The sequence below is a fragment of the Microcoleus sp. AT9b-C3 genome (assembly GCF_036705485.1).
Taxonomy (GTDB): domain Bacteria; phylum Cyanobacteriota; class Cyanobacteriia; order Cyanobacteriales; family Microcoleaceae; genus Microcoleus.
This window is the reverse complement of the sequence record NZ_JAUBUR010000037.1, coordinates 1-14,526: the sequence shown is the minus strand read 5'-3', so window position 1 is coordinate 14,526 and position 14,526 is coordinate 1. Positions and strand designations below refer to the sequence as shown.

At 46.4% G+C, this 14,526-nt stretch carries 8 protein-coding genes and 1 pseudogene; 5 read left to right on the top strand and 4 right to left on the bottom strand.

The genetic code is table 11. The features are described 5' to 3' along the window. Positions 1-203 precede the first annotated feature (203 nt). The gene (gene serA / locus QUB77_RS25660; protein ID WP_333178700.1) at positions 204-1,787 is read right to left on the bottom strand and encodes a phosphoglycerate dehydrogenase; all 1,584 of its coding nucleotides are present in this window, start codon (positions 1,785-1,787) and stop codon (positions 204-206) included. Between the two features lie 293 nt (positions 1,788-2,080). Here serA and QUB77_RS25655 point away from each other — a divergent pair, with 293 nt between their 5' ends. The 5 genes and pseudogenes from QUB77_RS25655 to QUB77_RS25635 all read left to right on the top strand — a co-directional run bounded on the left by QUB77_RS25655 (position 2,081) and on the right by QUB77_RS25635 (position 8,679). After that, positions 2,081-2,587, top strand: a complete 507-nt coding sequence (locus QUB77_RS25655) for a hypothetical protein (protein WP_333178703.1) — start codon at positions 2,081-2,083, stop codon at positions 2,585-2,587. Positions 2,588-2,661: 74 nt separating this feature from the next. Beyond that, a pseudogene (locus QUB77_RS25650) lies at positions 2,662-3,276 on the top strand (Uma2 family endonuclease). 266 nt (positions 3,277-3,542) lie between these two features. Beyond that, positions 3,543-6,821 (top strand): DEAD/DEAH box helicase, encoded by a 3,279-nt coding sequence (locus QUB77_RS25645; protein ID WP_333178706.1) that lies wholly within the window; start codon positions 3,543-3,545, stop codon positions 6,819-6,821. Positions 6,822-6,836: 15 nt separating this feature from the next. Continuing rightward, on the top strand, positions 6,837-7,661 hold the full coding sequence (locus QUB77_RS25640; RefSeq protein ID WP_333178709.1) for an SWIM zinc finger family protein: 825 nt from the start codon (positions 6,837-6,839) through the stop codon (positions 7,659-7,661). Positions 7,662-7,899: 238 nt separating this feature from the next. Next, the gene (locus QUB77_RS25635) at positions 7,900-8,679 is read left to right on the top strand and encodes a photosystem II S4 domain protein (protein WP_333178712.1); all 780 of its coding nucleotides are present in this window, start codon (positions 7,900-7,902) and stop codon (positions 8,677-8,679) included. Between the two features lie 394 nt (positions 8,680-9,073). Here the strand turns inward: QUB77_RS25635 and QUB77_RS25630 are convergent, their stop codons facing one another. The 3 genes from QUB77_RS25630 to QUB77_RS25620 form a co-directional block, all read right to left on the bottom strand. Beyond that, entirely contained in the window at positions 9,074-10,528 is a 1,455-nt protein-coding gene (locus tag QUB77_RS25630; RefSeq protein ID WP_333178714.1) for a hypothetical protein, read from the bottom strand. Positions 10,529-10,917: 389 nt separating this feature from the next. Then, on the bottom strand, positions 10,918-11,076 hold the full coding sequence (locus QUB77_RS25625) for a hypothetical protein (RefSeq protein WP_333178717.1): 159 nt from the start codon (positions 11,074-11,076) through the stop codon (positions 10,918-10,920). 51 nt (positions 11,077-11,127) lie between these two features. Next, positions 11,128-14,346, bottom strand: a complete 3,219-nt coding sequence (locus tag QUB77_RS25620; protein WP_333178720.1) for a tetratricopeptide repeat protein — start codon at positions 14,344-14,346, stop codon at positions 11,128-11,130. Positions 14,347-14,526: the final 180 nt, after the last annotated feature.

Genomic DNA, 14,526 nt, shown 5'->3' with positions numbered 1-14,526 from the left:
GCCAGTATCCCCTCTGGTAGAGGGTCAACGATTTTAGATTTTAGATTTTAGATTTTAGATTGGCCCAAGGGAACTGGAGACTGGGAAATGAGGAAGGAGGATTGGCTAATAGAAAAATTCCCGCTTTCTGGCCAATGACCAATGACCAATTACCCATTACCAATTATCAGCGCTTGCATCCAAAATCTAAACTCCAAAATCCGTCAAAGATTTACTGTGTAAGCATCCCGAATTCCCGGAACTTTTAGGATCTCCGCCAGTATCCCCTCTGGTAGAGGGTCATCAAGGCTCAAAACCATCACCGCATCGCCTCGCACGATTTTACGGCCTACCTGCATACTGGCAATATTGACATTAAAACTGCCCAATTGGGAACCGATTTTGCCAATAATCCCCGGCATATCGCGGTGCAGGGTAAACAGCATGTGGTGAGTGGGGGAAACGTTGACGGGGAAATCGTCAACGCTGGTAATCCGAATTTCGCTTTCGCCGAGCACTGCACCCGTGACTGTGTGTTCGCCGAGAGTTCCCTTGGCCGAGAGGTGCAGGGAGCCGGTGTAGTCGCGAATCGAGGCATCTCTGGTTTCGACGACGCGAATTCCGCGTTCTTTGGCTTCAATGCTGGCGTTGACGTAGTTAACGCGCTCTCGCAGGGCTTGGGAGAGCAGGCCTTTGAGGGCGGCAACGACTACGGGCTGGCTTTGGTTGCTGGCCAATTCGCCTTGGAGTTGAACGTTGAGGTAATCGACTCGGCCTCCGGCTAGCTGGCTGACGAGGTTGCCGAGGGTTTCGGCGAGTTGCAGGTAGGGTTTGAGTTTTTCGATCGAGTCTGGGAAAATGCCAGGTATGTTGACAGCCGATCGCGCGGGCAATCCCAACAGTACATCGCGAATTTGTTCAGCAACATCGATCGCCACATTCACCTGAGCTTCCGCTGTGGATGCTCCCAAGTGGGGCGTTAGCACGATGTTCTGGCCGACCTTCCGCAACGGGGAATCGGCTTCGAGGGGTTCGTGTTCGTAAACGTCCAAAGCTGCACCGGCTATCTTGCCTTCTTTGATTGCTTCTGCGAGGGCTGCTTCGTCGATGATGCCGCCTCTGGCGCAGTTTATGATGCGGGCCGTGGGCTTCATTTTTGACAGCACTTCAGCGTTAATTAAGTGCAGGGTTTCCGGCGTTTTGGGGATGTGTAGGGTGATGTAGTCGGATTCGCGCATCAGCAGTTCGAGTTCTACCAAGCGGCAGCCCAACTGGTCGGCTCTTTCGGTGGAAATGAAGGGATCGTAGGCCAGCAGTTTCATGCCCATTGCTTTGGCTGCGGCGGCGAGGTGGGAGCCGATTTTGCCCAAACCGACTATGCCGAGGGTTTTTTTGTAAACTTCTACGCCGAGAAAGCGGTTGCGTTCCCATTTACCACCTTTGACGGATTCGTTAGCTTCCGGGATGTGGCGGGACATCGAGAGCATCATGGCGAGCGCGTGTTCGGCGGCGGCGATCGTGTTGCCTTCGGGGGAATTGACGACTACAATTCCTTTGCGGGTAGCGGCGGGTACATCGACATTATCTACGCCGACTCCGGCTCTGCCGATAATTTTAAGTGAATTCCCGGCTTCTATGATTTCTTTGGTAACTTGGGTGCCAGAACGGATCATTAAAGCGTCGTAATCTGGAATAATTCGTACCAGTTGTTCGGCTGAGAGTCCTGTGTTTACGTCAACTTGCGCGACTTGGGAGAGGATGTCAATTCCGGCTTGGTCGATCGGATCGGATACTAGAACTTTAGGCATAGCAAGCAATTGAGTGCAATAGTAAAAATAGACCGAGCGTTGGCGAGCTCAAAGTTGAGTGAGACTTATGACTTAGAGCAGTATCTAACAGCTCAGCTCAAGCTTGCCTTTGTGCAGTTTGAATTGTATCTGTATTCGGTCAAGGTAGGCCGTTTTTTGCGTGAAATATTTTAGCTTTGCGGGCGATCGCCCTCTCGGATGGTCGGGAAATCCCCGAACTGCTTAGCTAGTATGTCTTTTCCGACTATAATTATTTCTAGGTGTCCGAGCCTAACCATCAGGAATTATTGTCAATGAATTATCTTATCGCCGTACTGCCCGATCGAATTCAAGCCGAAGCTGCCTACAGTGCTCTGGAAAAAGAAGGCTTGCCCATGAAGCAAGTCAGCATTTTGGGCCGCGGCTACAAAACTGCTGATGAATTTGGCTTGATCGACCCCAACCAGCAAGCGAGTAAACAAGCTAAACTCATGGCTGTTTGGCTGGTGCCGTTTGGCTTTATTGCTGGGGTTACTTTCAGTCTGATGACTCAGTTGAAGACTTTTGCGTGGGCGGGCGAAATTGGCGATCACGCGATCGGCGGAGTGCTAGGTGCGATCGCCGGCGGGATGGGCAGCTTTGTTGTTGGCGGAGCCGGGGGCATGGCTTTTGGCAGCGGCGATGCTTTGCCCTACCGCAACCGTTTGAATGCGGGTAAATATTTGATTGCGGTTAAGGGTACTGATGATTTGACTGGGAAAGCTGCGAAGATTTTGCAGCAGTTTGAACCGGAAAATATCCAAGGTTATACAGAGACTTAGTTATTTGTTTGTTAACAGTTGACGGTTAACTGTTAACTGTTGACATTCAACTCGTGTAATATTTGGAGGCAGTTATTGAATTACAAACTATCCCCCTACATTCTCCCCTAGAATTAACACTCGAATTAACAGACGAGCAGTTTTTTCAGTTGTGTATAGACAACCGGGATTTAAGATTTGAGCGGACTGCAACGGGAGAATTAATTATTATGCCGCCTGCGAGTAGCGATACAGGCAGGCGGAATGCGGATCTAAGTTTTCAACTCGAAGGTTGGAGCCGTCAAAATAAGCATTTGGGAATTGCTTTTGATTCTTCAACTGGATTTAAACTGCCCGACGGTACTGATATTTCTCCCGACGCTGCTTGGATTCGGCGCAATCGGTGGGATGCTTTAACTGCGGAATAAAAAAAGAAATTTGCGCCGATTTGTCCCGATTTTGTGGTGGAATTGCGTGAAGCGAAGCTATCCCGAAGGGAATCGACCACTGACTCCCTAGAAAAATTGCGGGCTAAAATGAAAGTGTATGTGAAAAATGGAGCGAGGTTGGGATGGTTGCTCGATCGCAAAAATAGAAAAGTAGAAATCTCCCGTCAAGGTAGAGAAGTAGAAATTTTAGATGAACCTGCAACTCTGTCAGGTGAAGATGTATTACCCGGTTTTGTTTTGGATTTAACTGATATTTTCTAAATTTGTAAGAAGACTCGGCGGTTTTAACCGTATCTACACAAGCAAAACCTGCCCGCGCCGATTAAAGAAAACTAGGCGGTTGAAACCGCGTCTCTACAAGCAAAACCTGCCGACGCCGGTTAAAGATAGCGCGGTAAAATTATTTTATTCTCTTTAGTCCGCGGAGGCGGACATCGTTTGTATAGCAGCGGTTTCAACCGCCGTCTTATCTTTTCCCGCTAATTGATGATATGATAGGCTGCCAAAGGTTGCGTTTGGTATGACCTATGAAAATCCTCCACGGGACTTGGATTCCTCAAGCAGAAGAGAATTTTATTCAACCTGGAACGTTTTATATTTGGGTTGAAACCACTGAAAAGAAAAAACAGCCCGCTAAGGTTCATCCCCGACAATTGAAGACGGCACAGTTAAGAGAGTTTCTAACGAAAGAAGCCGGGATTCAACTGCAACCAGTCAGCAATACAAGTGCGATGGGGCTAGAATACGCGATCGTCCCTCGGTATTTTTTACTGCCCACTGCCGACAACCAGCCGTTACCATCTTTAGAGTTAGCGCGATATTTAGAGACAGAGTTACCCGAAACATTTGAGTTGGAGTATTGGGAAGTTGATTGTGTGTCCATCGCCACCCACACTTTGACTAAAGTATTGAACGATCTGCATTTTTTTGCTCTCTACGATTTAGCAGAAGTTCAGTTTGGTTCAGACTTGCTATTTTGGTATCACTACACCCAAAGTTTTAAGCAAATTGTTCTGAAAGATCATTATATTCCGGCGTTGCGCTATCGAGAAACTGCTCCGATCGCGATCGCACCCATCGAAACATCCGAACCCGCTGAGAAAGCCACGCGCGGGCGTAAGAAAGCGGGCGAGACAAAAACCAAAACAACTGCAAAAACTCCAAAAACAACTGCCAAAATTGCACCCAGCTTTGAGATTTATCCGGGATGGGAAATTGTTTCAACACAGTACGAAACTGATTTACCACGCTATGTGGAATGGATGCCTTTAGTTTGTGTGTCCGGTTTTCCGAAGATCCAGCTACAAGATACACCAAAGTTCTACGATCGCGAACGGTTGCTGCGGCATTTTTCCGAGTGTGCGATCGCGGAAATTGTCACTCAAACCCCCATCCCAGCATCGTTTGAAAATAAGATTGCGGATTCTTTACTGCAAATCTGCCTCAACCAAACACGAAAAATCGCGCGAGTAAGCCTTGAACAATATCGGCAATGGCAAACCTGGCGCGATCGCATTACGCGCAATCAATCTGCTGACTCATTCTCCCTCTGCTTTCAACTACAATCCCCCGAAAACCCCGAACAGCCTTGGGTTTTAGAGTTTCAGGTGGCTGCGAAAAAAGACCCATCTCTGCGGATGCCGTTGCAGGATTATTGGCGATCGCGATCGACTCAACAAAAAAAGTTGCAAACACAATTCGGCGACAACTTTGAGCAACATTTGCTGACAAATCTCGGCTACGCTGCCCGCATTTATCCCCAACTTTGGCAAGGGCTAGAAACCGACCAACCTGCTAACATTTCCCTCAGCTTAGATGATGCTTTCACCTTCCTCAGCGAGTCCGCTTGGGTATTAGAAGATGCCGGATACAAAGTGATTGTCCCCGCTTGGTGGACGCCGAAGGGACGACAGCGGGCGAAGATTCGCCTGCAAGTCAAAGGGAAGGGCATCAAGAGCTCTGCAATCAAGGGCAAAGGATTGTTTTCGGCGGATTCCTTGGTGGAATATCAGTATGAATTGGCGATCGGGGGTGAACGGGTTAGCGAACAAGAATGGCAGGCGTTAGTAAATAGTAAAACACCGCTGGTGCAGTTCCGAGGACAATGGATGGAACTGGACAAAGACAAGATGCAGGAGATGTTGGAGTTTTGGAAAAAACATCGACAAGAAAACCCCCATTTAAGCCTGATTGACTTTATGAAGTTGACGGCAGAAGGAGAAGCGAGCGAACAGTTGGAGGTGGAGCGCGATCGCACTTTATCGGATATGTTGGAGAAGTTGCACGATAAGAGTCGGTTAGAGTTAATTGCAGATCCAGCAAAGTTTGAGGGCAAGTTACGGGATTACCAAAAGCGCGGCGTTTCTTGGTTGAGTTATTTGGAAAGTTTGGGATTAAATGGCTGTCTTGCCGATGATATGGGTTTGGGTAAATCGGCGCAGGTAATTGCTCGATTATTGCAAGAAAGAGAAGTTTTATCTCCTACAAAAGAGACGGAAAAAACGATCGCACATTCGGTTCTACCCACGCTGCTAATTGCGCCCACTTCCGTAGTAGGCAACTGGCAGAAGGAAATGGAAAAATTTGCTCCAGAATTGCGATCGCTCATACACCACGGCCCTCAACGTTTGCAAGATGCAAAAGCATTTAAAGCCGCCCTCCAAGGTTGCGATATGTTGATTACTTCCTTTACCTTGGTGCGAAAAGATGAGAAGCTGTTGAGCAGCGTAGCGTGGCATCGCGTGGTAATTGATGAAGCGCAGAATATTAAAAATCCGAAAGCGGCGCAAACCAAGGCGATTTTAAAGTTACCCGCTACCCATCGACTGGCATTGACTGGAACACCCGTGGAAAATCGATTGCTGGATTTGTGGTCAATTTTTAATTTCCTCAATCCGGGCTATCTGGGCAAAGAGGCACAGTTTCGGAAGTTGTTTGAGATCCCGATTCAAAAAAATGGGAGTCGCACGCAATCGGCAGCGCTCAAAAAATTAGTGGAACCTTTTATCCTGCGCCGCCTGAAAACTGATAAGTCGATTATTCAGGATCTCCCCGACAAAGTTGAGCAAAAACTCTACTGCAATCTCACCCGCGAGCAAGCTTCGCTTTATGAAGCAATTGTGAAAGAGGTAGAGCAAGAAATTGACGCGACGGAAGAGATGAAGCGCAAGGGGATGATTTTGGCGACACTGCTGAAGCTGAAGCAAATTTGTAACCATCCGCGCCAGTTTTTGCAAGATGAAAGTGAGTTTACACCAGAGCGATCGCACAAACTGGAACGGCTGATCGAGATGATTGAGGAAGTCAAAGCAGAAGGCGAAAGTTTATTGGTATTTACGCAGTTTACAGAACTGGGAAGCGCGTTGGAAAAATACATTAAACAAACGCTACATTACAACACTTACTACATCCACGGGGGAACCAGTCGCGAAAAACGGGAACGGATGATTTCAGAGTTTCAAGATCCAGAGTCTGAACCTTCGGTATTTATTCTGTCACTGAAGGCGGGCGGGGTGGGAATTACGCTGACAAAAGCCAATCACGTATTCCATTTCGATCGCTGGTGGAATCCGGCAGTGGAAGATCAGGCGACGGATCGGGCGTTTCGGATCGGACAGCAAAAAAATGTGTTTGTGCATAAGTTTGTGGCGATTGGCACTTTGGAAGAAAAGATTGACCAAATGATTGAGGACAAAAAGAAATTGGCAGGGTCAATTATTGGTGCGGATGAGTCGTGGTTGACTGAGTTGGATAATGAGGCATTTAAAAAGTTAATTAGGCTCAATAAAAATGCGGTTCTAGATTAGGAGAAGCCAAAAAATATGTCACAATTTACTCGGACTTGGTGGGGCAATAAATTTATAGAGGGGCTGGAAAGATTTACTGATTCGGGGCGGCTCGGACGGGGACGTTCCTATGCACGAAACGGCAAGGTAAAAAGCTTTGGCATGAATGATGGGTTAGTGATGGCACAGGTGAGAGGCTCGGTAAATCCTTATTTTGGGGTTTATAAGGAGCCTCTGTACATAACTCAAATTGAGTTTGAGCCAATTAGTCAGGAAAAGTGGCAAATGGCGATCGCCCAAATGGCATCGAAAGCCAGCTTCATTTCCCGGCTGCTACTCAACGAAATGCCTGACAACATTGAAAATGCTTTCTCACCCCTCGGATTGCACCTTTTACCCAGCAGCCGCGAGGACTTTAAGACTACTTGCTCTTGCCCAGACTATAGCAATCCCTGCAAACATATTGCGGGAGTTTATTATTTGGTGGCGGCAGAATTGGACAAAGATCCATTTTTACTGTTTGAATTACGGGGGCTTTCTAAGGAAGTGCTGCACCGCGAATTGGCAAAAACGCCTTTGGGAATGGCGCTTTCTGCCGAGTTAACGGCGGATGCAGCGGCCCCTGTGGCGGTGGATTCCTATTACACGCAGGCGATCGCCAGTGAGGCGCCAACGGTCAGCCTGAAAGAGTTTTGGCATGGTGCGAAGCGATTGCCGCAGACGATTGAGGTGGCAGCGCCAAGTGGCGTAAGTGCGATCGTGGTGAAGAAACAGGGAGATTTTCCACAGTTTTGGCACAAGGATGGTTCGTTTATTGAGGCGATGGAAGAGTTGTATTTGCGGGTGAAGAAGAATAAGTAGTTGGGTGGACAATTTTGCTGCCATACTCGATCGAGTTCTTGCAAAAACTTAAACTCGAAGACTTCATCGATTTGGTACAATAATCGTGCTCATCATATCAGCTTTACCAGCAACTAAAATCATACGATCGTTATTTGATGATTTTAGACTATAATTAAATTAGTGCGACTGTTAAAAAAGTAGACTTTTTAGTTACAGCAAGCTTTTGCAATTTCAAATTAGAATCTAAAATTGACTGATGTTACCAAGAGAAGAACTGTTAAAAGGCATTGAAAACCGCGAATGTGTGGCGCGGGCGATCGACCAAGCGGAACAAGCAATTAAAACTTGGGAAGTTACTCTGACTGATTTTCTGTCGCCTCCGGAATTGGCGGACACTCTGACGGTATTTAAGCGCTTAACAGACGTGGAAGTAGTGGCTTGGGGCGGCTACCCGCAAGCTGAAAGACAAAGAATTGCGATCGCGCGATCGGATATCCCGATCGACTCTGCTAGCGTTAACGTTGCTGCGGTAGAAATCGCTGGCAATTTCTTGTTCGATACAGCTTCTCACCGCGACTTTTTGGGGGCGATGTTGGGTACGGGAATTGTCCGCGAGAAAACTGGCGATGTGATTGTTTTGGGAGAACGCGGCGCGCAAGCCATTGTCATGCCGGAGATGGTAGAGTATTTGGAGATGAGTTTGCAGCAAGTGCGATCGGTTCCTGTACAAACGCGCCGCATTGAGTTGAGCGAACTCAAAATTAGAGAACCCAAAAAGAAAGAAATGACCACGGTTGAAGCATCCATGAGATTGGATGCTGTCGCCTCGGCTGGGTTCGCAATGTCTCGCAGCAAAATGGCCGATTTAATTGACAGCGGCGACGTGCGAGTTAACTGGAAAGACGTTACTCAAGCTAGTTATAATGTCAAGTCTGGAGATTTAATTGCTGTTACGGGCAAGGGAAGATTGGAAGTTGGGGAAGTTGCTGTTACTAAGAAGGAACGCTATCGAGTGCAGTTAACTCGATATTTGTAATTTATGGGCGGCATCTTCGGCCCAACCCCTACCTCCCACAAAAAATTGACTCTTTGTGGAACAGGCATCTTGCCTGTTCTTAAGAATGCTGAGGCGAAGATGCCCAATCCCTACTCCCCACAAAAAATTGACCGAAAGCATCCAGGATACAGGCCCCCTGATTTATCTATCCAGAAATAAAAAACCTGTATCCGATGAAACTTGCCCCCCGAATTTATCCGTGGGGTCAATGCTTCAATTCTTTAATCTAGAATCTAAAATCTAAAATCGATTGACTCTTTGTGGAACAGGCATCTTGCCTGTTCTTAAGAATGCCGCAACACATGAGTTATACCACCCAAAAACCCCGAAAAACCCGGTTTCTTTGGTTTTATGCGTAAGTCCTAAATCCAATTTATCGGAGAAAAGTTTTCCTTACCAACAGGACGATACCCAGCATTAACAAGCCCAATAGTAAGCCAAACAGCAGACTCCAGATAATTGTCGCAGTAAAGAGATGCAGCGGTAGAGAAAAATCGGGTTGCCATTGAATCGGTGTATCCTTGATTAGAGGATAGGCGGCGGAAAAGATTTGTCCGCCGCCGATCGCAGTTCCGACAAAAAAGATGATATTCTCAAGTTGGCGAGATCCCTTTTTCTCCCTGTCTTCCTGTTCCCTGTCCAATTCCACCTGTTCGATTTCAACCATCCCGCGCACAGTGGATATCGACTGCTGGAAAAAATCTTGACTCGCAATCAGGTAGTTTAAATCGATTTCAATTTGTCGCTGATATTTATTCTCAGCCAAATCTAGAAACTTCTGCAAGAAATCTAGATTATCGCCTGGGATGCACAAACTTGTAATTTTTTTCAAGGTTTCACTATAATTTTCAGCATTAGTATCAATAGTATTTCTATCTTCTTGCAAATACCGCACTTGCTGAGCACAATCAAACATTTTGGTTCGGACTTCAGCCAGCAATTTCTTTAACTTCAGCAGCTTAATTTGTTTATCTTGTTCGCTTTCTATTACACTGAATTCGGGCAGCTTCTTTTCTAACTTGCTGACTATTTGCTGTGCTTGGTGATACTTTTTCCTAGCTTCGCGATACACAAATACGATTTTAGCGCGAGAGCACAGCAGATTCATCAAGTAAGAGTTAAACGTCGGGGTTGCGAATTTCAAAGTTTGGGGATTTTCTTGCAACCATACTAGAAAGTGACACCGCTGACGCGCATCATCTTCTCGGCTGTCATACTCAAAAATCGGACTCCCGAATAACTTTCCTTCGGCGCGAAAGTCTAGTGATGCTGGCTGTTTATCCTGTACAAAAGCTTTAACTGATTCGTCAGCTAGTTTCCGGTAAGTATTATAAACTGCTGGTGCGGCGTATAATAATAATGTCTGTCCCAGAGACGGTTGAATCGCATTTGGCAACAAGCAACCTTGGGGATTTAATCGAGTTAAGTCCGCTAGTTTAATTGTGACATTTTGATAGTAAAATGTCAAGTCTGCGGTGTAAGTATCCTGAACTCGCAGAGCATAGATAGAACCATCAAGTTTCTGGTTATCGGGCTGAGTTATTGTCGGGAAATTCAGAGTTTTTCCCTCTGGAAGCAGCAATTTGCCGTTAGTCAGATTTTCCCGTTCGCTGTCGGGATAGTACAGCCCGTTTTTGTAGCAAATTAGCTTGTGTCTGAGGGATTTTAGTTCGTTGATGTTAAATTCTTTACCGACATTATCTGCTAGATTTTCCCACAAGGATTGAGCATTTCTGGCTACTTGTCCGTAGCCTTCGTCGCTATCATCTCGCAGGTGGAAAGGATACAGGGTAATGCTGGGATTTTTAATTTGCGGTGGTTCGGTCATAATCCAACCTTGTGGAATATACTAATATTATATCCGGTCAAATAAACCGAATTTCCGTAGGGGCGGGTTCACCAACCATATCTAACTATCACCAACAATCTATATAAACCCGCCCGCACCAAACCACGGATTCACGATCGACCTTTTTGATAAAATTAAGGTATGTGCGATCGACCTTTTTGGTAGGTGGCGAGAAACCCGGTTTCTGAGACAAATTTGGGTTGGGTACGAAAAATACAGTCAGAAACCGGGTTTCTGAGATTAGCGTGCGAGGGAATTTGTAAGAAATTGGGGGAATGCGCGATCGCATTTCTGTCATTGGGTGGGGCGGGTTTATGCAGATTGTCGGTACTGATTAAAGATTGTTGGTGAACCCGCCCCTACGGGATTTATGTTGGATTATCAACCGATTCCATCCCCGAATTATCCGTCTCAACCACCGCAGAATCCCCAGACAAACCCAATCGAATCTTATTTTTCTTCAACGTCTCATACAACTCCCTCACCACTTCCTCCGGCGCATCGCTATCACTCCCGCCCGCACCCATTTGATAAATTTCGTTCTCTAAATTCTCTTCACTTTGAGGCCGAGTTTGGCACTAATTCTTGATTGTTTGAGCGATAATATTGATATTATCGGTTGAACCAACATCAATCGCTGATAATTGTTTGACAAATTGCGGCTCGGATATTTTCAATAACTTACTGAAAGCCGCCACAATTTCTTTGGGTGTAGCCTCATCGGGAAGTGACATTACTAATCTCCTTAAATCACTTTTTTCAGTTGACAGTGGTAAAGTTTCTGTTTCGCCAATTAAGGTAAATGCAGCCCAAGCTATGGGACTCGGAAATCGAGCTTTTGTGGTTAGCATAGCACACCGCAATGCCGCTGCTCGATTGTCACCCCGTGCTAAATTTTGGTAGAATTCAGTCATTAGTAATTTAGCGGAAATCGCTCCCATATTCCACAGGGAAACGATGATGCTGGGGACTCCGGCGACGATGAAGCAGCGCGACAATCCGATGACTCCATCTCCGTTGATTTTACCGCGCCCGGTGCTGCACGCGCTCAATACTACGAGTTCGGAATCGAGGTTTAATTGCAGGATTTCTGCCGCTATAAGTGCGCCGTCGTCGCTGTCTCCTGATGGTGCTAAAATTATCGCGCCGGGGATGCCGGAACCTTGGAAATCGTCGAGGAGTCCGTGGGCGGATAAATGGACGATGCGGGTGTTTAGCATCTTGTCTAAAATGGCGACTTTTGTGGCATTTTCTCCGCTAATTGCTTGGGTTCCTAAAGTTGCGGCGATGGCTTCGGCGGCTTCTTTTGCCCTGGACAGTTGTTTGAGTTCGTAGGGCTTTTCTTTGAATTTGGTGGCGATAGTTGGAGCGCCGACAATTAGGGCGGCTTGTCTCAATCCTCGCACTCGGTTTTGATGTTCGCGGGTGATTTCTAATACTTGGATGGATGGGCTGGTGAGGATGGTATGATTTTCGATGAGGTAGCGGTTTTTGCTATCTTGCAAGGCTGCGAATGGTACTAAAAATAAGTCATAGTGGGGGACGAAGATGATGGGGGAATTGGCATCGGTGGGTAGCAAGTCGATGATGGGTTCGATCAGGATTTGATGGAGGAGTTGCAAGAGGGGAAAGCTGCCTGTTTCGTCTCGATTGTACTGGGATTCTAGCTGAATTTTGTTGCCTTTGTCGTCGGTTTCCTCGGTGCCGATGGAGACGCGGGTTTTGAGGATGATTTGTTTGAGGGTTTGGTTTTGTTGGTTGAGGGGTTCGAGGTTGGCGGCGCGATGGGTGATGTTGCCGTTTGGTTGGATTACCCAGATGTAAATTTCTGGATCGACAATCGAATATTCAACTATTGTGGAGTTTCTGTCGCGGGCGATTTCTTGGATTTGGGGAATTGATAATTTATTTGTTTGGTCGTTGGCTGGTAAATCATTTGTTAATAAGGTTTGTCGTAATAATTCGACGAAGGCACGGGTGCGGGACATTTCAGATATTTCTAAGGCTTCATCAAATTTAGTTTGGGCGGCTAAAATTTGTTGCAGCAGGCGATAGCCAGATATTTGGGTTTCAAAAATTGAGGCTTTGTGGTCATTATTTACTAATTCAGAACGTAGAGTTTCATGAATTTTGATGGAAGCAAAAAGTGCTATTTCAGCTTCTGCAAATTGGTTGGTTTTTAGTAAAGTTAAACCCAAATTGTTTAGAGAAATTGATTCTCCTTGGCGATCTCCGATTTCCCGTTGAATCTCTAAAGACTGTTGTTTGAATTCGATCGCGCTGTGAAATTGCCCTAGGGAATCGTAAGCAATGCCCAAACTGCAGAGGGAAATAGCTTCTCCTTGGCGATTTCCGATTTCCCGTGAAATCTCTAAACAGTGTTGGTGAAATTCGATGGCCCTGTGAAATTGCCCTAGGGAATTGTAAGCAATGCCCAAATTGCCGAGCGAAGCAGCTTCTCCTTGGCGATTTCCGATTTCCCGTTCAATCTCTAAATATTGTTCATAAAATTCGATCGCCCTGTGGAATTGCCCTAGGGAATTGTAAGCTGAGCCCAAATTGCCGAGGGAAGTAGCTTCTCCTTGACGATCTCCGATTTCCCGTTCAATCTCTAAAGACTGTTCGTGAAATTCGATCGCCCTGTGGTATTGCCCTAGGGAATTGTAAGCTGAGCCCAAATTGCCGAGGGAATTAGCTTCTCCTTGGCGATTTCCAATTTCCCGTTTAATCTCTAAAGACTGTTCGTGAAATGCGATCGCCTGCTGGTATTGCCCTAGGGAATTGTAAGCTGAGCCCAAATTGCCGAGGGAATTAGCTTCTCCTTGGCGATCTCCGATTTCCTGTGAAATCTCTAAATCCTGTTCGTGAAATGCGATCGCCCTGTGGTATTGCCTTAGGGATTGGTAAGCTGAGCCCAAACTGCCGAGGGAAGCGGCTTCTCCTTGGCGATCTCCAATTTCCCGTGAAATCTCTAAATACTGTTCGTAAAATGCGATCGCCCTGTGGTATTGCCCTAGGGAATCGTAAGCTGAGCCCAAACTGCCGAGGGAAGCAGCTTCTCCTTGGCGATCTCCAATTTCCCGTGAAATCTCTAAATACTGTTCGTGAAATGCGATCGCCCTGTGGTATTGCCCTAGGGATTGGTAAGCTGAGCCCAAACTGGCGAGGGAAGCGGCTTCTCCTGGGCGATATTCGATTTCCCGTAAAATCTCTAAAGACTGTTCGTAAAATGCGATCGCCCTGTGGAATTGCCCTAGGGAATCGTAAGCTGAGCCCAAAGTGCCGAGGGAAGCGGCTTCTCCTTGGCGATTTCCGATTTCCCGTGAAATCTCTAAAGACTGTTCGTGAAATGCGATCGCCCTGTGGAATTGCCCTAGGGAATCGTAAGCATTGCCCAAACTGCCGAGGGAAGTAGCTTCTCCTTGGCGATTTCCGATTTCCCTATAGATAGTTAATGCCTGTTCCCAAGACTGCAAAGCTTCTCGAAATTGACTAATTTTATACTGCTGAATTCCTTGTTGTAACAGTCTGTCTGCTTCCGCTTTTCCGGTGACTGCCACTGAGGTGTTGTCATTCATCCCAAGCACAAGCAGTATCTCGGCACAATTCATCAACCGATTAGCGCTATTTAGTTCGCCAAATTCTCTAAGACGCTCGGCCTCTTCTAGCATTACCGCCACCAAGCCATTATCCAGCAATTCCGGGTGAGTTTTCAATATCTCCGCTTCTTCGCCGCTGGTACAGGTTAGCAGTTGATTTATCAGGTTGAGATAGGCTTGTTCGCGTTCTGAGTTCATTGCGATTTAGGATTTTGGATTGTGCGATCCATTAATTTATTACCGGTTAAACACATCTGTTTGGGACCCTGTTTTTTGTAAGGGTTCTCGCATTTGGGCGACAATATAGCAATCCTAAATCATTATCAAGACTATGATACAATTATATGCAATACTCGATCGTGAATAAAAAAATGAATA

Excerpts from the sequence above, each read along its gene's own strand:
- serA (WP_333178700.1), bottom strand. The coding sequence starts at position 1,787 with ATGCCTAAAGTTCTAGTATCCGATCCGATCGACCAAGCCGGAATTGAC.
- QUB77_RS25655 (WP_333178703.1), top strand. The coding sequence starts at position 2,081 with ATGAATTATCTTATCGCCGTACTGCCCGATCGAATTCAAGCCGAAGCT.
- QUB77_RS25645 (WP_333178706.1), top strand. The coding sequence starts at position 3,543 with ATGAAAATCCTCCACGGGACTTGGATTCCTCAAGCAGAAGAGAATTTT.
- QUB77_RS25640 (WP_333178709.1), top strand. The coding sequence starts at position 6,837 with ATGTCACAATTTACTCGGACTTGGTGGGGCAATAAATTTATAGAGGGG.
- QUB77_RS25635 (WP_333178712.1), top strand. The coding sequence starts at position 7,900 with ATGTTACCAAGAGAAGAACTGTTAAAAGGCATTGAAAACCGCGAATGT.
- QUB77_RS25630 (WP_333178714.1), bottom strand. The coding sequence starts at position 10,528 with ATGACCGAACCACCGCAAATTAAAAATCCCAGCATTACCCTGTATCCT.
- QUB77_RS25625 (WP_333178717.1), bottom strand. The coding sequence starts at position 11,076 with ATGGGTGCGGGCGGGAGTGATAGCGATGCGCCGGAGGAAGTGGTGAGG.
- QUB77_RS25620 (WP_333178720.1), bottom strand. The coding sequence starts at position 14,346 with ATGAACTCAGAACGCGAACAAGCCTATCTCAACCTGATAAATCAACTG.